Source organism: [Mycobacterium] stephanolepidis (genome assembly GCF_002356335.1).
Lineage (GTDB): Bacteria > Actinomycetota > Actinomycetes > Mycobacteriales > Mycobacteriaceae > Mycobacterium > Mycobacterium stephanolepidis.
Genome location: NZ_AP018165.1, coordinates 1,761,529 through 1,786,458, shown reverse-complemented (window position 1 = coordinate 1,786,458; position 24,930 = coordinate 1,761,529). Strand labels below are relative to the sequence as shown.

Here is a 24,930-nt window from a genome sequence, read left to right as displayed (position 1 = left end):
CATGCCCGAAGACACCGCAGCACCACAGCCGCGTAAGCGAACCCGGCGCACCGATCCGATCACTAAGCGGACAGCCAAGAACGGCACCACCACCTACGCATTTCAGGTAGACATTGGCATCCGTCCCGACGGATCGCGTGAGCGTCAACGCTTCACCTTTCCGACACTGGCCAAAGCCCGCAGCGAGTACCGGCGCGTCACTACCGAAGTCGCGGCGGGCACGTTTGTCAGACGTGATCGGACAACCGTCACCGAGTACCTAAACGAGTGGCTCGATGGGCGGCGCGACGTGCGCCCCAACACCCGCGCCGGATACCGCGACCACCTCAAGCCCGTGATTGAGCATCTCGGAGCAATACCTCTCCAACACCTGCGTACAGCCGATGTTGACTCATTGGTCACGCTGCGGCTGTCCGGTGAACCAACCGCACAACGCGACAAGCGAGGTCATCGCGGCGCTGAGGTTCTCGCCTATCTACGCGCACAGCCCAATGGTGCGGCGTATGGCGAGTTATTCGCCGCGTTTGGCAATCCCGGAACCAAGGCTTTAGAGCGGCTGGTAGCCAGCGGTGACGTGCTGCGGGTCGGGCGCGGTCGGTATGCCGCCGCACAGCCTGGCGACCCAGTGCGACCCAAGGTCGGAGGCGGGGTCAGCAACCGCACTGTCGTGACCATGCTCGGCGTGCTGTCGCATGCACTCGATGACGCCATGGCTCGCGGCCTGGTGGCCCGCAACGTTGCCCGCCTAGTCGAGCGGCCCAAGGTCACCAACCGCGAAATGTCCACGTGGACACCAGAAGCGGCGGCACAGTTCCGCGAGCACGTCACCGATAACCGCCTGGTTGCGTGCTGGCTACTCACACTCGCCGGGCTGCGCCGATCCGAGGTTCTGGGATTGCGTTGGACAGACGTTGATTTCAGCGCCGGGACCGTCAGTATTGCCCAGGGTCGCGTCATTGTCGCTGGTCAGGGCACCGTAACCGGCGACCCAAAGTCCCTGCGCTCACGCCGGGTGCTGCCTATGCCCGCCGACATTTTGGCGGCACTACGGGCGCTCAAGACACAGCAGGCATCCGAACGGTTGGCCGTTGGCGAATGCTGGCCGGATACCGGCCTGGTCGCCGTCGCCGAGGATGGGACTCCCATCCGACCCGAGACGTATTCCAAAATGTTCCGCAGCCATTGCGAGATCGCGGGAGTGCCGGTCATCCGGCTTCACGACGCACGACACACCGCCGCGACCATGCTGCTTGACGGCGGAACTACGGTCGCCGCGACCGCTAAGTGGTTGGGCCACGACCCGGCAATGACGCTGCGTGTCTACGGGCACGTGTACGACGACGCGCTGGCATCCGCCGGTGATGCGTTGCTGGGCCGGTCACGAGGCTTCGTCAAAGGCTGAACGAATCAGGACTTCGCTTGCCGCGCAGTGCCTTTAATGATTGATTCTTCCAAGGTGGCTGCGCCCGAATCGCTCGGCGAGAACGTAACGACTCGATTACCTGGCACGATGTACGGACCCAGAACTGGGTAGCTGCGAGTAATCCTCGGCATTGCGAGATGTAGCCAGCTTAACGTCCAAGCCAATGGCGCGGCGGTTTCAAATCCGAACCAGCCTGTGATCAATCTCCCCTTGTCAGGACCGCTAGATACGGCGAACTTGATCCCGCCATCGCCGCACCGCAGGTTCCAGAGAACCCCCTTTCCCAAGATGCATACAGCATCAATCGGGGGCTGTGGATGATCATCGGGGAAGCTCTTATCGGGCGGAGGTGGCACGTCCGGCACCGCACTAAGTAGTTCTGTCAATTTGGTGATCGAGACCGAACTCTCAAAGGCAAGCAGAAAAAACGGCGGCATTTCGTCGGTCTCGTCCATGTACTGAGATACGTTGCTTGGCTTGTCCGTAGAGCGACGAATCGGTCGCAGCGACTTGTATTTAGTCGCGAGAGCAATCGACTTCTTGACCTCCGAAAGGGTCAACTTGGACTTGATCTCACCAACTGCGGACACTCCCTCAAGCAGATATTCGCCTGGCACATGCCGGGGATACGTAAACGGCTGGTCTTGGTTCGCGATAACCAGGTCGGTCTGTCCTGACTCACCGCCAAATGCGTCGTAGACCTTCCCACAACCCACCGATAGGTGAGACGGGAGCCTTTTGCTCAATAAATCGCGAGTCGCAGCCTCGACCTTGGCGCCTTTGTCTCCAGCGTGACTTGTCTCCGCCCGAGCCTTTGGCAGTTCAGCGAGCAGTTGTGTCTCAAGGTGAATGAGGATCTCCTCAAAACGGGAGCCCGTCAGGTTGTCCGCACGCATGCTCACGGCACCAACGGTATCGACCTACCAGTTCCGGGATCTGCCCGACACACGTATCGACAGCCGTCTATCCGCCAAGATTTACACGCTGTTGGCTCACTCTCGGCACAACGGGGGTTGTCGGCCGAAGCGATAAATGCCTCTGAACTGCAACGTTATTGGTGGGCGCGGAGGGTTTCGAACCCCCGACCGCTGGTGTGTAAAACCAGAGCTCTACCACTGAGCTACACGCCCGGTCCACGTCGTCGCCAACGTGGGAATCAGCTCACGAATGTAGCGCGGCCAACGCTTCTACCCAACCCGCCTGGTCACGGGCTTGCCCGGGATCCAGCATCTCGGCGAATCGGATGATTCCGTCGGCATCCACCACGAAAGTCCCGCGGTTTGGATATCCGGCCTTCTCGTTGAGCACCCCATACGCCTCGGCAACAGCTCCGTGTGGCCAGAAGTCCGACAGGATCGGGAAGGTGAAGCCGCTGTAGCTCGACCAGATCTTGTGGATCGGCCCGGCGCTCACCGACAACCCGATGATCTGCACATCGTCGTTCTCGAAGTCGCCGATGTGGTCGCGCACATGGTCCAGCTCGCCCTGGCAGACCCCGGTGAACGCCAACGGGAAGAACACCAGCAGCACGGCCTTCTTGCCGCGAAAATCGCTCAGGCTGACGGGCTGGTTGTTCTGGTTCCGCAGAGTGAAATCGGGTGCGATGGTCCCGACAGGCAGCATCAGCGCCGCCCGCCGCGCGACGACTTCGGCTGTACCAGACGCGTCGCGCTCCAGTCCCCCAGATTGACCGAGGAGGTCTGTACCAGGCCCGCCGGCGGAGCCGACTCGGCGATTTCCGAAGGCTGCACATGGCCCGGCTTACCGGTCTTGGGCGTCAACACCCAGATCACGCCGTCCTCAGCCAGTGGAGTGATGGCGTCCATCAACGCGTCGACCAGGTCGCCGTCGTCATCGCGCCACCACAACAGGACCACATCGATGACATCGTCGGAGCTCTCGTCAAGAAGCTCCGAACCGCATGCGTCTTCGATGTCAGCCCGGATGTCGTCATCCGTGTCCTCATCCCAGCCCAGCTCCTGCACAAGCTGATCTCGCTGGATGCCCAGCTTGTGGGCATAGTTCGAGGCGTCAGCCGCCGCGACCACCGTTCGGCCCCTCCTTATTCACGGGTGCGTGCTTTCGCACTTGGGATGAATGCTCACATCGTCGCATGCCAGTGGCAATCCTCGTCAGGCACTATCGGCCTTTTGTCTGCAGAAGCGGTTCGCAGATCTTCCCGGCACGCTCCCGCGCGTCGTTGAAAGTACGAACGACAGAGTTGAGAGTGCCACTGCTCAACCGATTATCGAACGCTCCGGCCAGTTTTCGGGACTGATCGACGTACTGCGTCAGCGCATCGCGCAGCTCGTCAGTCTGTGCCTTCGCCTTGACGGAGTCGATCTGTCCGGCGCTGGTGTTGAGCGCATTGATGACCGGCCCCACCTTGGCCTCCGCACTCGACCCGTACCCGCCCTCGTCGTTCATGACGGAGATGAGCTCATTACCTGCCGAAACGGCGGCATTCGATGTCATCGCGAACGTCTCACACGCGTCGGCCTGGGCTTGTGCCCGCGATGTCTCTTGGCGCTTGGATTCCTCGGATCGCGACGTCTCGATGGACTGCGAGACGTACGTGCGGTACTCCGACACAGATTCGCTGGGGGCCGACGCGCGCCCTCCCGTGGTCACGGTGCAGCCCGCCACCACCCCAGCACAGATGGCCGCCAGCGCGATCCACAGCGCCGCCATACGCATGTCATGACGGTACCTGCTGGAGCAGCTCTGGACCTGGTGACTAGACCAGACTCGCTAGTAGCAAGTGACTTGCGGCACGATGGGAGTACCGATCTGATTGTGACTGAGATCTGCACCCCCACCCCTAAGGAGCAGAAAAGTTGACCACGGAGTTCGCTCGCCAGGACCTGGCCGGAAATTCAAGCGTCTCAAATCAATCCGAGCGCGTTCGGGTGATCCGCGAGGGCGTGGCGTCGTACCTGCCCGATATCGACCCGGACGAGACGACGGAGTGGCTGGAGTCGTTTGACGGCCTGCTGGCCCGCTCGGGTCCCGCCCGGGCGCGGTACCTGATGCTGCGGCTGCTGGAGCGGGCGAACGCCGGTCGCGTGGCCATCCCCGCGCTGACGTCCACCGACTACGTGAACACCATCGCCACCGAGAATGAGCCGTGGTTCCCCGGTGACGAGGACACCGAGCGCCGCTTCCGCGCGTGGATCCGGTGGAACGCCGCGATCATGGTGCACCGCGCGCAACGACCAGGGGTCGGTGTGGGCGGCCATATTTCGACCTACGCCTCCTCGGCGGCTCTCTACGAGGTCGGTTTCAACCACTTCTTCCGCGGTAACGCCCACCCGGGCGGCGGCGACCAGATCTTCATCCAGGGTCACGCCTCCCCCGGTATCTACGCCCGCGCCTTCCTGGAAGGCCGGTTGACCACCGATCAGCTCGACGGGTTCCGGCAGGAGAAGAGCCACCCCGGCGGCGGCCTGCCGTCCTACCCGCACCCGCGCCTCATGCCCGATTTCTGGCAATTCCCAACGGTTTCCATGGGCTTGGGCCCGATGAACGCGATCATGCAGGCACGGTTCAACCACTACCTGCGCGACCGCGGCATCAAGGACACCTCCGATCAGCGGGTGTGGGCGTTCCTCGGCGACGGCGAGATGGACGAGCCCGAATCGCGCGGCCTGGCGCATATCGCCGCGACCGAGGGCCTGGACAACCTGACGTTCGTCGTGAACTGCAACCTGCAGCGTTTGGACGGTCCGGTGCGCGGTAACGGCAAGATCATCCAGGAGCTGGAGTCCTTCTTCCGCGGCGCCGGCTGGAACGTCATCAAGGTCGTGTGGGGCCGCGAATGGGATGCCCTGCTGCACGCCGACCGTGACGGCGCGCTGGTCAATCTGATGAACACCACCGCCGACGGCGACTACCAGACCTACAAGGCCAACGATGGCGCCTACGTTCGCGAACACTTCTTCGGGCGCGATCCGCGCACCAAGGAGCTGGTGAAAGACCTTAGCGACGCCCAGGTTTGGAATCTCAAGCGCGGCGGCCACGACTACCGCAAGGTGTATGCCGCCTACCGTGCGGCCACCGAGCACAAGGGTCAGCCGACGGTCATCTTGGCCAAGACCATCAAGGGCTACACCCTGGGCAAGCACTTCGAGGGCCGCAACGCCACCCACCAGATGAAGAAGCTGACCCTCGACGACCTCAAGGATTTCCGCGACAAGCAGCGCATCCCGATCTCGGACGCGCAGCTTGAAGAGAACCCGTACCTGCCGCCGTACTACCACCCGGGCCCGGAGGCGCCGGAGATCCGCTACATGCTCGACCGGCGCCGCGCGCTGGGCGGATTCGTGCCGTCGCGGCGCACCAAGTCGCGTCCGCTCACCCTGCCGGGTTCGGAGGTCTACGCCTCGGTGAAGAAGGGCTCGGGCAAGCAGGAAGTCGCCACCACCATGGCGCTAGTGCGTACCTTCAAGGAACTGTTGCGCGACAAGAACATTGGCAGCCGCATCGTCCCGATCATTCCGGACGAGGCCCGCACGTTCGGCATGGACTCCTGGTTCCCGTCGTTGAAGATCTACAACCGCAACGGCCAGCTGTACACCGCGGTGGATGCCGATCTGATGCTGGCGTACAAGGAAAGCGCGCAGGGTCAGATCCTGCATGAGGGCATCAACGAGGCCGGTTCCACCGCCTCGTTCACCGCGGTGGGCACGTCGTACTCGACCCACGACGAGCCGATGATCCCGCTGTACATCTTCTATTCGATGTTCGGTTTCCAGCGCACCGGTGACGGTCTGTGGGCTGCGGCCGATCAGATGGCGCGCGGGTTCGTCCTGGGTGCCACGGCCGGGCGCACCACGCTGACCGGCGAGGGGCTGCAGCACGCCGATGGCCACTCGCTGCTGCTGGCCAGCACCAATCCCGCTGTGGTGGCTTACGATCCGGCGTTCGCCTACGAGATCGCCCATATCGTCCAGCACGGCCTGCAGCGGATGTACGGCGAGAACAGCGAGAACGTGTACTTCTACATCACGCTGTACAACGAGCCGTATGTGCAGCCGGCCGAGCCGGAGAACGTCGATGTCGAGGGCATCCGGCGGGGTATCTACAAGTTCCGCGTGGCGCCCGAGGCGCGCACGCATCAGGCGCAGATCCTGGCCTCTGGGGTGTCGCTGCCCGACGCGCTGCGCGCGGCGGATCTGCTGGCCGAACAGTGGGATGTGGCAGCCGACGTGTGGTCGGTGACGTCCTGGGGTGAGCTCAACCGCGACGGCCTGGCCATCGATCACCAGGCGTTGCGCCACCCGGACCGCCCCAAGGTCGTTCCGTACGTGACGAAGGCACTGGAGGGCGCCCGGGGGCCCAAGGTGGCGGTCTCGGACTGGATGCACGCGGTGCCCGAGCAGATCCGGCCGTGGGTGCCCGGGACGTACCGGACGCTCGGCGCCGACGGGTTCGGCATATCTGACACCCGCCCCGCCGCACGCCGGTACTTCAACACCGATGCCGAATCGGTCGTGGTCGCGGTGCTCGAGGCACTGGCCGACGAGGGTGCTGTCGACCGCGAGGCCGCCGTGCGGGCAGCCGCGCAGTACAAGATCGACGACGTGTCGGCCGCAGACGTGTCCTTTAAGGACACCGGTAGCGCGTAACTCCCTAGATTTGGCGGTTTCCCACTAGGAATCCGGGGTACCTTTTAGGGATGCCCGACAATTCGGCGACCTCTCCTCGCGGATTTCGCGCGGCCCGCAAGCCCCGCGAAAGGGCCGAGGTGCCCGAGGCTCTTCTGCACCGGATCAAGCAGTACTCCGGTCGGCTCTCCACCGAGGCCGTCCATGTCATGGAAGACCGCCTGCCCTTCTTCACCGACCTGGAGGCCTCGCAGCGCTCCAGCGTTGCGCTGGTGGTCCAGACGGCGATCAACAACTTCGTCGAGTGGATACGCGACCCCGAGGGCACGGTCGGTTTCACCATGCAGGCCTTCGAGGTGGTTCCCCAGGACCTCGCCAAACGCCTGGCACTGCGCCATTCCGTCGACATGGTGCGCACTGCCATGGAGTTCTTCGAAGAGGTATTGCCCCTGCTCGCGCGTAACGATGAGCAGCTGGTGACGCTGACCGAGGGCATCCTGCGGTACAGCCGTGATCTCGCATTCGGGGCCGCCAGCGTGTACGCGGAAGCCGCCGAGACCCGCGGAGCCTGGGACTCTCGCCTGGAGGCGACGGTGGTCGACGCGGTGGTACGCGGTGACACCGGACCGGACATGCTGTCCCGCGCCGCGGCACTCAACTGGGACACCACCGCGCCGGCGACGGTCATCGTCGGAACTCCCCGTCCGGAAATCATCGCCAACGCAACCACATTGGTTCATGAGGTCGCGCAGCGGCACGGTCGCGGGGCACTTGCGGTCATCCAGGGCACCCGGCTGCTCACCATCGCGTCAGGTCCGATCACGGCCCACAACAAGTTCGTGGTCGATCTCTTGACAATCTTCTCCGACGGTCCGGTGGTCATCGGGCCCACGGCGGGCACCCTCAGCGCCTCACACACCAGCGCCGTGGAGGCACTCTCGGGCATGGACGCGGTGTCGGGGTGGCGCGGCGCACCCCGCCCGGTGTCCTCGCGCGAGCTGCTGCCCGAACGGGCGCTCCTGGGCGACAAGGCCGCCATCGCGGCCCTCAACACCGAAGTGATGCGCCCGCTCGGCGATGCCGGCCCGGCGCTCACCGAAACTCTCGACGCCTACCTAGATTCCGGGGGCGCCATCGAGGCGTGCGCCCGCGCACTGTTTGTTCACCCAAATACTGTGCGCTATCGACTTAAGCGAATCACCGATTTCACCGGTAGAGACCCAACATCCCCGCGTGATGCCTATGTGTTGCGCGTCGCGGCAACCGTCGGCAGACTGGCTCAGGACCACGCCGAGGTGTTCACTCCTGAACCAGGAATCACACCAGTCACAATCAATGTCATTAAGGCTTAGACGGGTTACTCGCTGGTCACCTGCGAGGTCCCACATTGCGAGACGGTATAGATCGGGTCGCAACGGATGCCTTTTTGTAGGCATCCCACAAATACTTAAGACAAGATTCATTTTCTCTTACACGGCGCAAACGGCCCTTCACAGTGTTCTCTTAAATACGTGATTGCGCTGCTCGCTCCCGGACAGGGATCCCAGACTCCCGGCATGCTGACACCGTGGCTCGAATTGCCCGGTGCCACCGACCAGGTTGAGCAGTGGTCAAAGGCCAGCGGACTCGATCTGGTGCGCCTGGGAACCACCGCCACCGCCGAAGAGATCACCGATACCTCGATCACTCAGCCGTTGGTCGTCGCGCTGACCCTGCTGGCCTATGACGAGCTGACCAAGCGCGGCCACCTCAACGCCAAGACCACCGTGGTCGCCGGCCACTCCGTCGGTGAGATCGCCGCCTACGCCATCGCCGGGGTCATCTCCGCCGATGACGCCGTCGCTCTGGCCGCCACCCGTGGCGCCGAGATGGCCAAGGCCTGCGCGCTGGACCCGACCGGCATGTCCGCCGTGCTGGGCGGCGACGAGGCCGAGGTGCTGGAGCGCCTGGAGGCCCTGGAGCTGATCCCCGCCAACCGCAACGCCGTCGGACAGATCGTCGCCGCCGGCCGCATCACCGCGCTGGAGAAGCTGGCCGAGGATCCCCCGGCCAAGGCGCGCGTGCGCCAGCTCGCCACCGCAGGCGCCTTCCACACTCACTTCATGGCTCCCGCGCAGGAGGCGTACGCCGCCGCAGCGGCCGCGATCATCCCGTCTGAGCCGGTCACCACCTTGCTGTCCAACTTCGATGGCACCCCCGTCGCCTCCGGCGCCGACGCCATGGAGAAGCTGATCAACCAGCTCACCTCCCCGGTGCGCTGGGATCTGTGCACTGAATACTTCAAGACGGCAGATGTACAGGCCGTTGTGGAGCTACCGCCCTCAGGCGCGCTGGCCGGCATCGCGAAGCGCGAGATGCGTGGCGTCACCAACCAGGCCCTGAAATCCCTCGAAGACCTCGACGCCCTGGCCGAGCTGTAAGCGGCCAACCCACCAAATAAGTAGTACCCAGGATGGGCGGGCAGTGCCGCTCACTCATCCCGTTCCACAACACAGAGTTCACCCCAGGGCTGCACCCGCAGTCCACAACACCGAAGGGAGCCACCGAGTGGCCACCGCAGAAGAAAAAGATCGCATCGTCGCCGGTCTCGCCGAGATCATCGAAGAGGTCACCGGTATCGAGCCCTCCGAGGTCACCCTCGAGAAGTCGTTCGTCGACGACCTGGACATCGACTCGCTGTCGATGGTTGAGATCGCCGTCCAGACCGAGGACAAGTACGGCGTGAAGATCCCCGATGAGGATCTGGCCGGTCTGCGGACCGTTGGCGATGTCGTCAACTACATCGAGAAGCTCGAGCAGGAAAACCCCGAGGCCGCAGCCAACATCCGCGCGCAGCTGGAGGGCTAGGACTAGTGACAACCCCTTCCACTGCCAACGGTGGCTTCCCCAACGTCGTTGTGACGGCTCTCGCCGCAACGACATCTATCGCGCCTGACATCGAGGGCACGTGGAAGGGATTGATCGCCGGGGAGAGCGGCATCGAGGTTCTCGAAGACGAATTCGTCGAGAAGTTCGGTCTGCCCGTGTGGATCGGTGGGCACCTCAAGGAGCCCATCGACAACCACATGACCCGGTTGGAGCTTCGCCGGATGGCCTACGTGCAGCGCATGGCGCTGCTCGTAGGCCGTCAGGTGTGGCAGAACGCCGGCACGCCCGATGACATCGACAAGGACCGCCTTGGCGTCGTCATCGGTACCGGGCTCGGCGGTGGCGAGCGCATCGTCGAAACCTACGACACCATGAATGAGCATGGCATTCGCAAGGTTTCGCCGCTCGCCGTCCAGATGTGCATGCCCAACGGTGCCGCCGCGGTGGTGGGCCTGGAGGTCGGTGCCCGCGCGGGTGTCATCACGCCGGTGTCGGCGTGTTCCTCCGGCTCCGAGGCCATCGCACACGCGTGGCGCCAGATCGTGATGGGCGATGCCGACATGGTCGTCTGCGGTGGCGTGGAGGGCATGATCGAAGCCCTGCCGATCGCCGCGTTCTCCATGATGCGCGCCATGTCGACCCGAAATGATGAGCCGGAGAAGGCTTCTCGTCCGTTCGATAAGGACCGCGACGGATTCGTGTTCGGCGAGGCCGGTGCGCTCATGGTCATCGAGACCGAAGAGCACGCCAAGGCTCGTGGCGCGCAGATCCTGGCCCGCATCATGGGCGCCGGCATCACCTCCGACGCCTACCACATGGTGGCCCCCGGCCCCGATGGTGTGCGCGCCGGTGCGGCGATGACCCGCGCAATCCAGACAGCTGGCCTGTCCCCCAAGGACATTGACCACATCAACGCGCACGGTACGGCCACCCCCATCGGCGATGTCGCCGAGGCCAACGCCATCCACGTCGCCGGTGTGCAGCACGCCGCGGTGTATGCGCCCAAGTCTGCGCTCGGCCACTCGATTGGTGCCGTCGGCGCCCTGGAATCGGTGCTCACCGTGCTCGCACTGCGCGACGGCGTTATCCCGCCGACGCTCAATCTTGACAACCTTGATCCCGAAATCGACCTGGATGTCGTTGCGGGAGAGCCGCGTCACGGGGATTTTAAATACGCAATCAATAACTCGTTCGGATTCGGCGGGCACAACGTTGCGCTTGCCTTTGGCAAGTACTAAGCACCAGAGAGGCTCAAGATGACGATCCTGGCTCCCGAGGCCATCGACGAATCGCTCGATCCGCGCGATCCGTTGCTCCGGCTGAGCACGTTCTTCGATGACGGCACCGTCGAGCTGCTGCACGAGCGTGACCGCTCGGGTGTGCTGGCCGCCGGTGGCACGGTCAACGGAGTCAGGACCATCGCCTTCTGCACCGACGGCACCGTCATGGGCGGCGCCATGGGTATCGAGGGCTGCCGCCACATCGTCAACGCCTACGACACCGCCATCGAGGAGCAGAGCCCGATCGTGGGTATCTGGCACTCCGGCGGTGCCCGTCTGGCCGAAGGGGTTTCGGCCCTGCACGCCGTCGGGCTGGTCTTCGAGGCCATGATCCGCGCCTCGGGTTACATCCCGCAGATCTCGATCGTCGTCGGCTTCGCCGCCGGCGGTGCGGCGTACGGCCCGGCACTGACCGACGTCATCATCATGGCGCCGGAGAGCCGCGTGTTCGTCACCGGACCCGACGTGGTCCGCAGCGTCACCGGCGAGGACGTCGACATGGCCACCCTGGGTGGGCCCGAAGCCCACCACAAGAAGTCGGGTGTGTGCCACATCGTCGCCGACGATGAGTTAGACGCCTATGCCCGTGGTCGCAAGCTGGTCGGGTTCTTCTGCCAGCAGGGTGTTTTCGATCGCAACCGCGCCGAGGCCGATCACACCGACCTGCGCGCACTGCTGCCCGAGTCGGCCAAGCGCGCCTACGACGTACATCCGATCGTCAACGCACTGCTCGACGGGGACGACCCGTTCGAGGAGTTCCAGGGCAAGTGGGCACCGTCGATGGTCATCGGCCTGGGCCGCCTGGCCGGGCGAAGCGTCGGCGTGCTGGCCAACAACCCACTGCGTCTGGGTGGCTGCCTGAACTCCGAAAGCGCCGAGAAGGCAGCGCGTTTCGTGCGCCTGTGCAACGCCTTCGGCATTCCGCTGATCGTGCTCGTGGACGTGCCGGGCTACCTGCCCGGCGTGGGCCAGGAGTGGGGCGGTGTGGTGCGTCGCGGCGCCAAGCTGCTGCACGCGTTCGGTGAGGCCACAGTTCCGCGTGTCACGCTGGTGACCCGCAAGATCTACGGCGGTGCCTACATCGCCATGAACTCCCGCTCGCTGGGCGCCACCAAGGTGTTCGCATGGCCGGACGCCGAGGTCGCCGTCATGGGCGCCAAGGCCGCCGTGGGCATCCTGCACAAGAAGCAGCTGGCCGCCGCCCCCGAAGAGGAGCGCGAGGCCCTGCATGAGGAGCTGGCCCTCGAGCACGAGCGGATCGCCGGTGGCGTGGATCGCGCCATCGAGATCGGCGTCGTCGACGAGGAGATCGAGCCGTCGCAGACCCGCGCGGTGCTGACCCGCGCCCTCGCCGAAGCGCCTTCGCGGCGCGGCCGGCACAAGAACATCCCGCTGTGATAGTCGGCACCACGGTCACGGTCGACGGACACCGGCTGGCATATCGCCAGTTCGGTTCCGGGGACCGCGTTGTGGTGCTGTCACACGCCTTCCTCACCTCGCATTACCTGGAGCACGCCTGGGCCAAGGAGTTGGCCGAGCGCGGCTTTCGGGTGATCTGCCTGGATCTGCTCGGCACTACCGCCGATGAGCGCCCGCTCGAGCCGGACCGCTACAACTCACAAGCCTTGGGCCGCCAACTCATCGGCGCCCTGGATGCCCTGGGTATCGAACGCGCGGTGCTCGGTGGCACCTCCGTGGGCGCGAACATCTCGGTGGAGGCTGCGGCCTTGGCACCCGAGCGGGTGGCCGGACTGCTGCTGGAGGGTCCGTTCCTGGAGCACGGTATCGGCGTCGCGGGGTACCTGTGGTCGGCCGGGCTCACCGTGTTCACCCTTGGTCGGCCACTGGTGTGGCTGGTAGGTGCGGTGGCCCGATCGTTCCCCGAAACCGAGCAGCCCACCCTGGGCTTGATTCGCTCGTTCCTGACCGCTCCGCCGTCGCGCTCGGCGGCGTTCATGAAGGGCATGCTGGTGGGCCGGATGGCACCGCCACGCGCGGTGCGGCGGGCCGTTGATGCGCCACCATGATCCTCTCGCTCACCGCCGACCCGCTGCATCCGGCGGCCGATGCACACAATCTGGCTATCGATATTGTTGGTGCGCAAGTGGTTTCGGCTGGAACGTTGGCCACGTTGCGGTTCTGGCCGCGCCGGGTGACACCCGCGATCGTGAGCTTCCTGGTGGAGACGTTCGGCATCGACGTCGCCGCGCGACAAGCCGACGCCTAGCCATTCCCCTACTGTTAGAGTGACGTTTCATTCACATAATCGACAAGGGAGTCTGGGGAATGGCACTTCGGCGCAAGAAGGCACTCAAGTTGTTTGTCGACGGTCAGCCGACCGCGACGCTCGTCACGACGAAGGTCGGGCCGAGCCTGTTTCAGCGACTGTCGGCGCTCATCGAGAATCTGGTGCGCCTGGGCATTCGCCTCGCAGGTATCGGATTCCGGGCGGGCGGCGCCGGACTGGCAGCCACCGGTGTCGCGCATTTCATCGCGCCCCAGCCGTTCGAGTCTCTCTCCAAGGTCGCCTTCCCGGAGGACACCCGCCGCTGGGTCTACCAGAACGGCGTCACCGAGCTGCTGCTCGGGCTTGCGCTGGCGTTCCGGCGCACCCGCATCGTGGGCAGCCTCGGCGGCCTTGCGTACATCGGTTTCTTGGTGAGCCGCCTGATCGGCAACGCCAACAAGAGCTGAGGCTTTAGCCGACTCCGCGGAGCCAGGTGACCTCGGCGCCGTCGCCGCCGCTGCGGTACGGCTCCAACGCGTCATCCCACGCGGTGCCCAGCATGTTGTCGAGTTCGGCGGTGATGCTGCCGGGGTCCGATCGCATATCCCCGTCCAACAACGTGCGCAACCGCATCTCGCTGACCATGATGTCGCCGTTGGCGCTCGTGCTGCCGCTCCACATGCCCAGCTGCGGGACGTGGCTGAAGCGCTGACCGTCCACGCCATCGCTGGCATCCTCGGTGACCTCGAAGCGCAGCACGGGCCATGAGCGCAGGGCGTTGGCCAGGCGCGCACCCGTGCCGACGGGCCCCACCCAGTTGGTGACGGCGCGCAGCTGCCCCGGCATGGCCGGTTGTGCCTGCCAGCGCAGCGAGACTTCCGCCGGGCGGCTCGATGAGATCGCCGACAGGGTCGACGACAAAGCCCACTCGACGTGCGGGCACACCGCAGCCGGAGAGGCATGGACATACACCACGCCGGTTGTCGAGTCGGCGAACTGAGGCGACGCGTGCATTCGTAGTGCTCCTTTGTCTTCGACGAGGACGTCTTCCCCAACGACTCGCGAAGCTTTCAGAGCGTGTTACCGAATTACACCAATGTGCCTTGTGACACCATTGTGCCCTGTGGTGCGCGTGTTGCGCCAGTCCCAGAGCCCAATTTGAGGTAACGGCTTCCTGAGAGTTTCAGAACCCCTACCCGAACTCGGCCAGCACGGCGTCGGAGAGCTGTGGCCACAGCTGGTTGGCCCAACCGTCGAAGGGCCTGTCGGTCAGCACGACGAGTGCCAGATCGGCGATCGGGTCCACCCATAGGAACGTGCCGGACTGCCCGAAGTGGCCGTAGGTGGCCGGTGAATTCTCGGTACCGGTCCAGTGCGGAATCTTGGTGCCCTTGATCTCAAAGCCCAGCCCCCAGTCGTTGGGGCGTTGCACGCCGTAGCCGGGCAGCACCCCGTCCAATCCCGGGAAGACGACGTTCGTCGCACGCTGATGCGTCTCGGCCGTCACAAGACGCGGACGCAGCAGCTCGCCGGCGAAGGCCACCAGGTCCACGACGGTGGAGGCTCCCCCGTACCCGGCGGTGTCTGCTCCGCCGGGCAACACCGTGTGCCCCATACCGAGTGGCTCGAACACCGCCTCATGGAGGTACTGACCGAACTCGATGGTGGACCCGGCCTGCACCGTATGCGCCAGCACCGCGAAGCCGTAGTTCGAATACACCCGGCGAGTACCGGGCTTGGCTATGACGGCGTCGGAGAGCATTGACAGCCCCGACGCGTGCGCCAGCAGATGTTCGACAGTCGAATCGGGCGGGCCGGCCGGCGTCGCAAGCTCCACGGCACCTTCCTCCAGCGCCACCTGTGCGGCCCGGGCCACCAATGGTTTGGTGACCGATGCGAGCGCGAATTGGTGCGTGACAGGGCCGGTTTGGGCCCTTATCCCCTCCGGCCCCACCACCGCGGCGGCGACGGTGGGTACTGGCCAATCGGTGACGAGGTCGAGGGCACCCATGCCTGGGACTGTAGCGTCTGACGCATGTCTCAAACTGTGCGCGGTGTGATCGCTCGGTCGGTGAAGGCTCCGGTGGAATTGGTGGACATCGTGGTTCCCGATCCGGGCCCCGGTGAGGTTGTGGTGAAGGTGCAGGCGTGCGGCGTCTGCCACACCGATCTGACCTACCGCGAGGGCGGTATCAACGACGAGTTCCCGTTCCTGTTGGGCCATGAGGCAGCCGGGATCGTGGAGACCGTCGGCGAGGGCGTAACCACTGTCGAGCCGGGTGATTTCGTGATCCTGAACTGGCGAGCGGTGTGCGGGGTGTGCCGGGCCTGCAAGCGCGGACGCCCGCAGTACTGCTTCGACACGTTCAACGCGACTCAGAAGATGACGTTGACCGACGGCACCGAGCTGACCCCCGCCCTGGGCATCGGCGCGTTCATCGAGAAGACGCTGGTGCACGCCGGCCAATGCACCAAGGTCGACCCCACCGCCGATCCGGCCGTGGTCGGCCTGCTGGGTTGCGGTGTGATGGCCGGTTTGGGTGCTGCCGTCAACACCGGCAACGTCGGCCGCGATGATTCGGTCGCGGTCATCGGATGCGGCGGGGTCGGGGACGCCGCCATCGCCGGCGCCAAGCTGGCCGGGGCACGCAAGATCATCGCCATCGACACCGACGACACCAAACTGGCCTGGGCCAAGGACTTCGGAGCCACCGACACCATCAACGCCCGCACGGTCGACGATGTGGTGACCGCTGTGCAGGAACTCACCGATGAGTTCGGTGCCGATGTCGTGATCGATGCGGTGGGCCGCCCGGAAACCTGGAAGCAGGCGTTCTACGCCCGTGACCTGGCGGGCACCGTCGTGCTGGTGGGGGTCCCCACCCCCGACATGAAACTCGAGATGCCGCTGATCGACTTCTTCTCCCGCGGCGGATCGCTGAAATCCTCTTGGTACGGCGACTGCCTACCCGAACGGGACTTCCCCACCCTGGTCAGCCTGCACCAGCAGGGCCGGCTCCCCCTGGATCGCTTCGTCACCGAACGCATCAACATCGGTGATATCGAAGAAGCCTTCGAGAAAATGCATCACGGGCAGGTGCTGCGCTCGGTGGTCGTGCTCTAACGGCGGATCAGTGCTGGGGATCTAACATCCCGCGCGAGCTTTTCACCTTGTACAGCTCGTAATCTGCCTGTTGGACAAGCGAATCCAGGTCAATTCCGCCTCCAACTCGAGACTGCCAGGCGGCGCCGACGCTCACGCTCCACGAGTCGATGCCCGCGCGCGGCGTGCTCACGCGGCGCACCGTGCTCTCGATGTCCTCGGCACGTCCGGGAAACGCGACGACCAGGAACTCGTCACCGCCGATGCGTGCGGCGATTTCGCCGACCCGCGTGCGCGCGGTCAGCATGGCTGCCACTGCCTTCAAGATCTCATCGCCGGCGCCGTGGCCGCGGGAGTCGTTGAGTTGCTTGAGTCCGTCCACATCCATCAGCACCACAACGACGTTGACGGCATCGATGCGGTCTTGGTGCAGCAGGTCGATCGCGGTGGTCACCCCCCGACGGTTCAACAGGCCCGTCAGCGGATCGCGGTTCGCCGATACCGCCGCGGCCAGGATCGAGTCGCGGCCTCCTTCGAGAACCACTTGGATGATGGCCGGCATCAGCACCACCGCGGCCAGTGCGGGTGCACCGTAGGTGAACTGCGAGGACCAGGTCGCACCGTCGACCAGGATGTTCATGGTTACCAGCCCACCGAACAACGCCAGGGCGAAGCCGCAGTGACGCACCAGCGCGCGTCTTCCGAGGAAGAAGGTGGGAAGAAGGCCGACCAGGCTCAGATACACGACCGCGGAAAGCCTGGCAGTCGGGTCGGAAAATGTGGCTGCCGCTATCGCCAGGGTGACATCCGCCCAGATGACAAACGCGACCATGCCGCGTCGGCTCGGCCAGGGAAACATGATCCAACACAGGCCGACGATTACCGCTACGGCGGCCGCGATGGCCTGAATGCTGCGTGGCCACACACCCTGTGGCCCCAACGGGATGAACTGGGTGGCCCCAGCAAACAGCACGATCGAGAAGCACAAGACCCCGATGCCAACCTTGAGCTGCCTCAACTGCCCAGCGCCTCGAAGCGCATCGGTAACCAGCAGGTACTGAAACCCTGGCTCTAGCTGTTGCCGATTTTGCACACCCGATTATGGACCTTGCAATCACCATGAGCGGGTGCCTTTCGCACATAAGGCCACACGCCGATAGTGGCGGCATGACGACACGACACGGGCGCAAGGCGGCCATCATCGGCGCGGGACAGACCGGCGCCACGGCCGCATTGGGGCTGCTGGACAAGGGTTTTGACGTCACGATCTACAGCGACCGGGACCAACGGAGTTTGCGTGAGGACGTGCCGGCCACCGGCACCGCGCTGATATTCGGCGAGGCGCAACGTGCCGAGGCGAGCCTGGGGCTGACCAGCTACCTGGAGCCCGGCCCCACCTCGACCGGACTCAGCGTGCGCCTGGTCGACGGCGGCGAACCCGGCCGTCCCGAGGTCATCGCCTTCGATGCCGACTTCGACCGCGGCACGCGGGGTGTCGCCGTCGATACCCGGCTCAAGGCCGATGATCGCCTCATCCAGTTCCAGGAGCGCGGCGGACGTCTTGTCGTCGAGCAGGTGGATCCGGAAAGGCTCGACGCGATCGCCGCCGTCCACGACCTGACGCTGGTGGCAACCGGCCGCGGCGGGTTGTCCTCGCTGTTCCCGGTGGATGCCTCCCGCACGGTGTATGACCGTCCCCAACGCCGGCTGCTGATGTTGACGGTCGCGGGCTTGGGACACGGGCCCGATGTCTTCGCGCACCGGGGGCCCGCCGGTGGACGCCACAGCGCGTTCTCGTTCATCACCGATCAGGGCGAGGCATGGTGGGGCCCCTACTTGCACAAAGATGCCGGACCGTCGTGGTCGTTCCTCACCTGGGCCAAACTCGGTAGCGACTGGGAACGGCGGTACTCGGCCGTCGACAGCGCCGCCTCCGCACTACAGGCCGTCACCGACGTGCATCGCGAGTACATCGACTGGGATCTTCCGGAGGTGTTGTCGCTCAACGTCATCGAGGAGGATCCGCATTCGTGGATCACCGGCGCCGTCACGCAGCTGGTGCGGCACGGAGTGGGACACACCGCCGGCGGACATCCCGTGGCGGCGCTCGGCGACACCGCGGTCGCCTATGACCCGATCGCCGGTCAGGGCGCGCAGGGCGGCCTGGTGCAGGCCGCGGCGCTGGTTCACAAGGCCGCCGCGCACGACGGGCCCTTCGACACCGCCTGGCTCACTGCGGCTTTCGAGGAGTTCTACAACCGGCGGGCGCGTGCCGCGCAGTTGGTGACCCGGCTCTATCTCGGCGACGACGAGCTGCACGACTATGGCGATCTGTTATTCGCGGCGGGCCATGTGCACGAGGGATTCGCATCCAAACTCTTCAGCCTGCTCGATGATCCGAAGCCGTTCGAGGCAGTGACCTCGATCGAGGCGGCCAAGGAACTCATCACCGAATGGGCGGGGGAACCCGCCGACGCCATCCTGGAGCGGTTCTCCCCCGCCGGACGGTTCGCCCGGTCCGGGCTGGTGCACGCCGCCTAACGCTGCGCCGGGCGGTATGCGGTCACCACCACCGAGCCACCCAGCCCGATGTTGTGTTGCAGCGCCACACCATTCTTGGTGGCGGCGCCCGCGACCTGACGCTTATCGGCCTGCCCGCGTAGCTGCCAGTTCAGTTCCGCGCATTGGGCCAGCCCGGTGGCACCCAGCGGATGCCCCTTGGAGATCAAGCCACCCGACGGGTTGACCACCCACTTGCCACCAAAGGTGGTGTCCTCGTTGTCGATCAGCTTGCCGGCCTCCCCCTGCTCGCAGAACCCGAGCGCCTCGTACACCAGGACCTCGTTGGCCGAGAAGCAGTCGTGTAGCTCCACCACGTCGATATCCTCGGGGCCGATCTGCGCCTGCTCGTAGACGGCGGCGATCGCCGCCTTGTTCATGTGTGCGCCGACGATGCCCGCCGCGGTGCCGTCAAAGGTGTCGGCCCGGTCGGTGACGGTGGCCTGTCCGACGATCTCGACGGCTTGATCGGCGAGTCCGTGCTTGTCGACGAACTCCTCGCCGGCCACGATGGCTGCCGCCGATCCGTCCGAGGTGGGCGAGCACTGCAGCTTGGTCAACGGCGCCACAATGCTCCGTGACGACAGGATGTCTTCCAGTGAGTACTCGTCCTGAAACTGGCTGTACGGGTTGTTCACCGAATGCTTGTGGTTCTTGTAGCCGATCCACGCCAACTGCTCGGCGGTCAGGCCGTACTCGCGCATGTATTCCTCGGCGGCGGCGGCGAACATCCACGCGGTCATGGGCATCTGCGGCGGCGTCAGCTCACCGAGACGGTTGATCTGCGGCATCAAGGGTGACTCGCGATCGGTGTACTTCATGCTCAGCGATCCGCGTTCCATCTTCTCGAACCCGGCGGCCAGCACGACGTCCGATTGACCGCTACGAATGGCGTTGGCCGCCATGAACAGTGCGGTCGATCCTGTCGAGCAGTTGCTGTTGACGTTGTAGATCGGGATTCCGGTGTGGCCCAGCTCGTAGAGGGCGCGATGCCCGGAACACGAATCCCCGTACACGTTTCCGACGAAGGCCTGCTCAATCTGTTCATAGCGCACCCCGGCGTCATCGAGTGCCTTGGTTCCGCTCTCCTTGACCATGGCCGGATAGTCCCAGCCCTCACGGCTTCCGGGCTTCTCGAACTTCGTCATGCCGACGCCGACGACGAAAACCTTGTTCTGCTGCTTCACTGCTGCTCCTTACCGTGCCGGGTCACAGAGACCGCGAGATGAGTTCTTTCATGATTTCGCTTGTGCCGCCGTAGATTTTGTTGACGCGTGCGGCGGCGTACGCACGGGCGATCGGGTACTCCATCATGTAGCCGTATCCGCCGAAGAACTGGACGCATCGATCGACCACGGCAACCCCCTTGTCGGTGGCCACCAGCTTGGCCATCGAAGCCGTTGCGGGGTCATTGGCACCGTCGATGTAGTTCTGGATGCACCAGTCGACGGTTGTCTTGATGGACAGCACCTCGGCCTTCAGCTCGGCCAGCTGAAACCTGGTGTTCTGAAACTTGATGAGCGGCTGGCCGAATGCCTCACGCTCCTTGGTGTACGTGATCGACTCCAGCACCGCGGCCTCGGCCATGCCGGCGTTCCCCGAGGCGATGATGAGGCGCTCGCGCGCCAGCTGGGTCATGAGTTGGATGAACCCCTGTCCGTCTTCCTCGCCGAGCCGGTTGGCCACCGGCACCCGCATATCGCTGAAGAACAGCTCGCGGGTGTCCTGCCCGTGCTGCCCCACCTTCTCCAGCACCCGGCCACGCTCGAATCCGGGTAAGTCCTTGGTCTCGGCGACGATGAGCGATATCCCCTTGGCCCCCTGGGATGGATCGGTCTTGGCCACGATCACCAGCAGGTCACAGTGTGTGCCATTGGAAATGAACGTCTTCGAGCCGTTGATCACGTAGTGGTCGCCATCCCGGACCGCGCTGGTGCGCACCCCTTGCAGATCCGAACCCGTTCCGGGCTCGGTCATGGCGATGGCCAACACCAGGTCACCGCTGATGATGCCCGGCATCCAGCGGTCCTTCTGCTCGGCATTGCCATAGGTATTGATGTAGTGCGCGACGATCGGCGAGTGCACGCCCCAGCCCGTCGCGGTGTCCTGGGCCAGTGCCAGCTCCTCGGCGACCACCGCCGAAAAGCCGAAATCGCCTCCCGCGCCGCCATATTCCTCGGGCAGGTCCAGGCCGAGCAGACCGGCGTCGCCCAGCTTGTTCCAGAACTCGCGGTCAACCTGATGCTGGGCGCTCCAGCGTTCCTGGTTGGGCGTGGACTCCTTGCGCAGGAACTCGGCGGCATGCTTGCGCAGGTCGCGGTGCGCATCGGTCTCCCAGGACGCGCGATAAGCCGGGAAAAGTGCAGACATCTGTCAGTGACCTCCTCGTCGAGACAATACAAGTGTATCGTTTCAGATTCGTTTGTAAAGGGGTGCGGTACGATGAGGCTCATGGCAAACCCGCGCGCGACTGACGAGGACTTGACCGCGAAGGCGCGCATTCGCAATACCGCGCTGGATTTGTACGCCCAGTACGGCGAGGAGCGAATTTCGTTGCGCGCGGTCGCATCCGCGGCCGGGGTGACGCTGGGACTGGTGCAACACCATTTCAAGACCAAGGCCGGCTTGCGTCAGGCCGTGGATCAGCTGGTAGTCGACTACCACGTCGAAGCGTTGCGATCGGTCGACGAAGAGAAGGACCCGCGCAAGCTCGCCGCGGCCCGCGACGCCGCCGTCGTCGCGATGCTCAAGGCCAATCCCCCGATCGTGAACTACGTGCGCCGGGCCGTGCTCGAGCCTTCCGAAGAACAGTTGAGCATGTTGACCGCGCTGATTCAGCTGACCCGCGACGAGGTGGCCACACTCCGCGAAGAGGGCATGGCCCCCACCGATCGTCCCGAATCCACTCAGGTTGTGTCCGTGATGGTTCGGCAGATGGGCGCACTGCTGCTGCAACCGCTGATCGACGCAGTGTGGGACCGGCTGGAGCACGGAGATACGCCGAAACCCACGCTATCCATCAAAGTGCTCGACTAACCGCCACCCCAAGCGGTTACGGTACTGCAGTGACGTCACGCAGCCCCGGCTATCGGCCCACCGATGACGAGTTACTCGATCTGGTGTTACCCGTTGTGGCCGAACAGGGTTGCGGGACAGTCACTATGGATCAGATAGTGGCGTCCGGCCAGGTGACCAAACAAACGCTCTACGCACATTTCGGCTCCAAGGACGGACTCCTCATCCGGCTCGTCGGACGCGAGGCCAACCTCATGCGGGCGATCTTCGACGACGTGTCGATGCCGGAAAACCTCGACCTGAACGACCCGACAGCATCACTGAGCGCGGCCCTGGAGCCGTTCTTCAACCATGCGGCCGCTCGGCCCTTGGGCATGCAATTGCTGGCCGATAGCACGGCGCCACGGGTGCCCGGGTTCGACGAACAGGTTCTCACCGACGCCGTGTCCCGCATCATGTCCATCTTCCAGCTCGGGGATCCGGCGCAGGACGAGGCCGCGGCGCACCGGCGCCTGCTGCTGGCGACCATGAGCGCACGGGCGATCATGTCGGGAGTGCTGACCGCGATCACCCACCACATCGACCCTGCGGTCGCGGTGCGCACGTGCGCGACCTTCATCATCGCGGGGGTCTCCGCCGCCTATCCGGCCGCGCTGACCACCGACTCGTAGTCACCGGATTCCATCCTTGCCATACCCATTCATTGGGTCTACCGTCGAGCTTGACTCTACGTTCTAGCTTCAATGACGCAGCCAAAGGATGTCGACATGGAAATAGATCTACTTTCCGACGAGCCCGTGCTCCCGGTCGATCGGGAGACAACAGCAACCGGCCTACAGGTCACCGGTGAGATACCGAAGTTCCTGAACGGACGTTACGTCCGGACCGGTCCCAATCCCCTTCCCGGACAATATGACCCCGACAACTACTCGGTATTCGGCGCGACCGGCGACGGCATGGTGCACGGCGTGCGGCTGCGCGATGGCCGCGCCGAGTGGTACCGGAGCCGGTGGGTGCGCACGCCGAAGGTATCCAGACTGCTCGGCGAGAAGCCGAAACCGGCCAACTATCGCGCCGGGGTGACGACCGTGTCTCCGCAGACGAATGTGTATGGCTTCGCCGGTAAGACGATCGTCAGCGCCGAGGGCGGTCTGGCGCCCTATGAGCTCGACGATGACCTCGAGACCGTCGGGACCTGCGATTTCGGCCGCACGCTGGAAGGCGGGTACACCGGGCATCCCAAGCTGGATCCGGTCACCGGCGAGTTGCACGCAGTCACCTACCAACTCGTCGGACCGGCAGTGGCGCGCTATGTGGTGATCGGCCCGGACGGCACGGTGCGCAAGAGTGTGCCCCTGGACGTGCCGGGCAGGCCATTGCTGCACGACATCGCCCTGAGCGAGAACTACGTGATGATCTTCGACTGCCCACTGGTGATCGACCTCAACCTCCTGACGCGCAAGGTGGCACCCGCGGCGACGCCGACGTTCATCACTCGGATGGCGGCAGGGCTCCTCGGCCGATTCGAGCCGCCCGCGCTGCTCGGCTCGCTGGTGGCCCGCGCACCCCTACCCAAGACCGCCGAGGTTCCCCTGCGCTGGAAAGCCTCCCATCCCAGCCGAATTGGCGTGATACCCCGCCAGGGGCCCGCGACGGTGCGCTGGTTCGAGATCGAACCCTGCTATGTGTTCCACACCCTCAACGCACACGAAGCGGACGGCACCATCGTCATCGACGCCTGCCGGATCACCGGACCCGAAGACGACTCGGAGTACAACATCGCCGACGTGCTGGGGACGGGGCGCCCACGGCTGCACCGGTGGGAGGTCGACCTGGAGACCGGTGTGGTCAAGGAATCATGGACCGACGAACGGCTCCAGGAGTTCCCCATGGTCGACCCGCGCCGGGTCAGCCTGCCGCACCGATACGGATTCACCACGAGCGTCGGCGATACCGATATCGACACCCTGCAAAGCCTCGATGACGCGCGTGCCTCACTGATCCGCTACGACCTCACCGACGGTGGCACCACCGAACACAAGCTGGAGGCCGGACACATACCCGGCGAGTTCTCCCCCGTGCCGCGTTCCGCGGATGCCGAGGAGGGTGACGGGGTGCTGATCGGATACGAGTACGACCGCAGTACTCAACTGAGCAACATGTTGATCGTCGATGCTCAGTCGATGGAAAAGGTTGCAACCGTTCATCTTCCGGCGCGCATACCCTTCCAGTTCCACGGCAACTGGATACCGGCCTAACCCTCGTCCGCCACGATCCGCACACCGTCCCTGCCAGAGGCCAGTAGGTCCTGCAGCACCTTCTCGACAACCTGTAGATCGGCATTGCTGTAACGCTGCAGGAAGTCGCGCACACCATGCTCCATCTCCTCATGCAAGGTGCTGTGCACGTCGACGACGATGCCGCCGTCGGCGGTCAGGACGAGCTCAATCTCCTTACGGTTACCGGGAATCGGCACACGCTCGACCCAGCCCCCGTCCACCAGCCGCTGCACATGCTTGGACACCGTGCCCTTGAGCTGGCCCGAGCGCGCCGCCAGACCCACCACACTCACCGGCCCCTCGGCAATCGCCGCCAGCAGATGTAGCGACAACGTCGGCAGCGTTCTGACGAGGTGCTCCATCCGGCGCGGGCACCGCTGCGCCATGAAATCGCGCTCGGCATCGGAGTCCTCGTCCGGTTCGAACTTGTCCCCCACCGCACCCACCAGCGTGTTGATGCTGGCGATCAGCGCCGACTTGGTTTTCATGGAAACCATATTGCCATCCGGCGGCGCGCGCCGTACATTATTCATATGGTTTCGATGGAAACCATTTCTACAGAAACTTTGA

The 24,930-nt window shown here is 64.7% G+C and carries 23 protein-coding genes, 1 tRNA gene and 1 pseudogene; 14 read left to right on the top strand and 11 right to left on the bottom strand.

Going from position 1 to position 24,930, the window contains the following annotated elements; genetic code table 11:
* The first annotated feature begins 1 nt into the window (after position 1).
* A complete protein-coding gene (locus tag MSTE_RS08910; protein ID WP_096500554.1) occupies positions 2 to 1,402 on the top strand; it encodes a site-specific integrase in 1,401 nt (466 codons plus the stop codon).
* A 5-nt stretch (positions 1,403 to 1,407) separates the two neighbouring features.
* Here MSTE_RS08910 and MSTE_RS08905 read toward each other — a convergent pair whose 3' ends face one another.
* From MSTE_RS08905 to MSTE_RS08885, 5 genes are all read right to left on the bottom strand, one after another.
* Positions 1,408 to 2,319, bottom strand: a complete 912-nt coding sequence (locus tag MSTE_RS08905; protein WP_331712915.1) for a DUF6602 domain-containing protein — start codon at positions 2,317 to 2,319, stop codon at positions 1,408 to 1,410.
* A gap of 159 nt (positions 2,320 to 2,478) precedes the next feature.
* Positions 2,479 to 2,553 (bottom strand) — tRNA-Val (locus MSTE_RS08900).
* Between the two features lie 31 nt (positions 2,554 to 2,584).
* Positions 2,585 to 3,046: a peroxiredoxin gene (locus MSTE_RS08895; RefSeq protein ID WP_096500550.1), complete on the bottom strand. Its 462-nt coding sequence runs from the start codon at positions 3,044 to 3,046 to the stop codon at positions 2,585 to 2,587.
* Complete coding sequence (locus tag MSTE_RS08890; protein ID WP_030095376.1) at positions 3,046 to 3,471, bottom strand: DUF3052 domain-containing protein; 426 nt, start codon at positions 3,469 to 3,471, stop codon at positions 3,046 to 3,048. Before MSTE_RS08890 ends, MSTE_RS08895 begins: the two co-directional genes overlap by 1 nt.
* A 91-nt stretch (positions 3,472 to 3,562) precedes the next feature.
* Complete coding sequence (locus MSTE_RS08885) at positions 3,563 to 4,120, bottom strand: hypothetical protein (RefSeq protein WP_096500548.1); 558 nt, start codon at positions 4,118 to 4,120, stop codon at positions 3,563 to 3,565.
* 140 nt (positions 4,121 to 4,260) lie between these two features.
* Between MSTE_RS08885 and aceE the strand changes: the two genes are divergently transcribed.
* From aceE to MSTE_RS08845, 8 genes and pseudogenes are all read left to right on the top strand, one after another.
* Positions 4,261 to 7,050: a pyruvate dehydrogenase (acetyl-transferring), homodimeric type gene (aceE, locus tag MSTE_RS08880; RefSeq protein ID WP_096500546.1), complete on the top strand. Its 2,790-nt coding sequence runs from the start codon at positions 4,261 to 4,263 to the stop codon at positions 7,048 to 7,050.
* Positions 7,051 to 7,100: 50 nt separating this feature from the next.
* Positions 7,101 to 8,381, top strand: coding sequence for a PucR family transcriptional regulator (locus tag MSTE_RS08875; RefSeq protein ID WP_096500544.1), 1,281 nt, complete (start codon positions 7,101 to 7,103; stop codon positions 8,379 to 8,381).
* A gap of 159 nt (positions 8,382 to 8,540) precedes the next feature.
* Complete coding sequence (locus MSTE_RS08870) at positions 8,541 to 9,449, top strand: ACP S-malonyltransferase (protein WP_096500542.1); 909 nt, start codon at positions 8,541 to 8,543, stop codon at positions 9,447 to 9,449.
* A 127-nt stretch (positions 9,450 to 9,576) separates the two neighbouring features.
* Positions 9,577 to 9,876: a meromycolate extension acyl carrier protein AcpM gene (gene acpM, locus MSTE_RS08865; RefSeq protein WP_030095371.1), complete on the top strand. Its 300-nt coding sequence runs from the start codon at positions 9,577 to 9,579 to the stop codon at positions 9,874 to 9,876.
* A 5-nt stretch (positions 9,877 to 9,881) separates the two neighbouring features.
* Positions 9,882 to 11,135, top strand: a complete 1,254-nt coding sequence (gene kasA, locus MSTE_RS08860; protein WP_096500540.1) for a 3-oxoacyl-ACP synthase KasA — start codon at positions 9,882 to 9,884, stop codon at positions 11,133 to 11,135.
* 18 nt (positions 11,136 to 11,153) lie between these two features.
* The gene (locus tag MSTE_RS08855; protein ID WP_030095369.1) at positions 11,154 to 12,575 is read left to right on the top strand and encodes an acyl-CoA carboxylase subunit beta; all 1,422 of its coding nucleotides are present in this window, start codon (positions 11,154 to 11,156) and stop codon (positions 12,573 to 12,575) included.
* Positions 12,572 to 13,404 (top strand): annotated as a pseudogene (locus MSTE_RS08850) (alpha/beta fold hydrolase). Before MSTE_RS08855 ends, MSTE_RS08850 begins: the two are co-directional and overlap by 4 nt.
* A 59-nt stretch (positions 13,405 to 13,463) precedes the next feature.
* On the top strand, positions 13,464 to 13,871 hold the full coding sequence (locus tag MSTE_RS08845) for a DoxX family protein (protein WP_096500538.1): 408 nt from the start codon (positions 13,464 to 13,466) through the stop codon (positions 13,869 to 13,871).
* A gap of 4 nt (positions 13,872 to 13,875) precedes the next feature.
* On the opposite strand, the gene MSTE_RS08840 is transcribed toward MSTE_RS08845, so the two are convergent.
* Both MSTE_RS08840 and MSTE_RS08835 read right to left on the bottom strand, forming a co-directional pair.
* A complete protein-coding gene (locus MSTE_RS08840; protein ID WP_057964054.1) occupies positions 13,876 to 14,418 on the bottom strand; it encodes a DUF3145 domain-containing protein in 543 nt (180 codons plus the stop codon).
* 178 nt (positions 14,419 to 14,596) lie between these two features.
* Positions 14,597 to 15,415 carry a serine hydrolase domain-containing protein gene (locus MSTE_RS08835; protein ID WP_096500536.1) on the bottom strand — a complete coding sequence of 273 codons (819 nt, stop codon included), beginning with the start codon at positions 15,413 to 15,415 and terminating at the stop codon, positions 14,597 to 14,599.
* Between the two features lie 24 nt (positions 15,416 to 15,439).
* Here MSTE_RS08835 and MSTE_RS08830 point away from each other — a divergent pair, with 24 nt between their 5' ends.
* Entirely contained in the window at positions 15,440 to 16,528 is a 1,089-nt protein-coding gene (locus MSTE_RS08830; RefSeq protein WP_096500534.1) for an S-(hydroxymethyl)mycothiol dehydrogenase, read from the top strand.
* A 7-nt stretch (positions 16,529 to 16,535) separates the two neighbouring features.
* Here the strand turns inward: MSTE_RS08830 and MSTE_RS08825 are convergent, their stop codons facing one another.
* Positions 16,536 to 17,600: a GGDEF domain-containing protein gene (locus MSTE_RS08825; protein WP_096500532.1), complete on the bottom strand. Its 1,065-nt coding sequence runs from the start codon at positions 17,598 to 17,600 to the stop codon at positions 16,536 to 16,538.
* A gap of 74 nt (positions 17,601 to 17,674) precedes the next feature.
* Here MSTE_RS08825 and MSTE_RS08820 point away from each other — a divergent pair, with 74 nt between their 5' ends.
* Positions 17,675 to 19,048, top strand: a complete 1,374-nt coding sequence (locus MSTE_RS08820) for a styrene monooxygenase/indole monooxygenase family protein (RefSeq protein WP_096500530.1) — start codon at positions 17,675 to 17,677, stop codon at positions 19,046 to 19,048.
* On the opposite strand, the gene MSTE_RS08815 is transcribed toward MSTE_RS08820, so the two are convergent.
* Both MSTE_RS08815 and MSTE_RS08810 read right to left on the bottom strand, forming a co-directional pair.
* On the bottom strand, positions 19,045 to 20,253 hold the full coding sequence (locus MSTE_RS08815) for a lipid-transfer protein (protein ID WP_096500528.1): 1,209 nt from the start codon (positions 20,251 to 20,253) through the stop codon (positions 19,045 to 19,047). The two genes, MSTE_RS08820 and MSTE_RS08815, sit on opposite strands and share 4 nt — an antisense overlap.
* Positions 20,254 to 20,275: 22 nt before the next feature.
* On the bottom strand, positions 20,276 to 21,436 hold the full coding sequence (locus MSTE_RS08810; protein WP_096500526.1) for an acyl-CoA dehydrogenase family protein: 1,161 nt from the start codon (positions 21,434 to 21,436) through the stop codon (positions 20,276 to 20,278).
* Between the two features lie 81 nt (positions 21,437 to 21,517).
* Here MSTE_RS08810 and MSTE_RS08805 point away from each other — a divergent pair, with 81 nt between their 5' ends.
* From MSTE_RS08805 to MSTE_RS08795, 3 genes are all read left to right on the top strand, one after another.
* Positions 21,518 to 22,102, top strand: a complete 585-nt coding sequence (locus MSTE_RS08805) for a TetR/AcrR family transcriptional regulator (RefSeq protein WP_096500524.1) — start codon at positions 21,518 to 21,520, stop codon at positions 22,100 to 22,102.
* Between the two features lie 29 nt (positions 22,103 to 22,131).
* Positions 22,132 to 22,752: a TetR/AcrR family transcriptional regulator gene (locus MSTE_RS08800; protein WP_070949248.1), complete on the top strand. Its 621-nt coding sequence runs from the start codon at positions 22,132 to 22,134 to the stop codon at positions 22,750 to 22,752.
* 72 nt (positions 22,753 to 22,824) lie between these two features.
* A complete protein-coding gene (locus MSTE_RS08795; protein WP_096500521.1) occupies positions 22,825 to 24,339 on the top strand; it encodes a carotenoid oxygenase family protein in 1,515 nt (504 codons plus the stop codon).
* Here the strand turns inward: MSTE_RS08795 and MSTE_RS08790 are convergent.
* On the bottom strand, positions 24,336 to 24,848 hold the full coding sequence (locus MSTE_RS08790; RefSeq protein WP_096505635.1) for a MarR family winged helix-turn-helix transcriptional regulator: 513 nt from the start codon (positions 24,846 to 24,848) through the stop codon (positions 24,336 to 24,338). The two genes, MSTE_RS08795 and MSTE_RS08790, sit on opposite strands and share 4 nt — an antisense overlap.
* Positions 24,849 to 24,930: the final 82 nt, after the last annotated feature.